Source organism: Rhizobium ecuadorense (assembly GCF_001187535.1).
GTDB classification, from domain to species: Bacteria; Pseudomonadota; Alphaproteobacteria; order Rhizobiales; family Rhizobiaceae; genus Rhizobium; species Rhizobium ecuadorense.
Genome location: NZ_LFIO01001803.1, coordinates 1 through 289 on the forward strand (window position 1 = coordinate 1; position 289 = coordinate 289).

The window sequence follows — 289 nt, forward strand, 5'->3', positions numbered from 1 at the left end:
AAATTGTCGCGGTCCAGGATCGGAGACACTTCGCGCGAGAACGGGAGACGTTTCGAAAGGTGGCGGAAGACGGTCTTGAATGCCATCTCCTCCCACCAGTCGACCCAAGGACCGCTATCCTTGTTCTTGGACGATTGGCGCACCTTTTCGATGTCGTCGGAACGCATGGTGTCGACAAAGCAACCACCAGACTTCATCACCACCTGGGCGTAGACGCGCCTGATGATCTTCCGATCCTGCTCGTCAGCTTCCTCATGGAACAGATGCTCGCCATCATCATCCACCCAGG

At 56.4% G+C, this 289-nt stretch carries 1 protein-coding gene; it reads right to left on the reverse strand.

Annotated elements, in window-relative coordinates:
* Window positions 1-289: recombinase RecT (locus AF337_RS38505; protein WP_193393703.1), on the reverse strand; the 289-nt coding region annotated here is incomplete at both ends.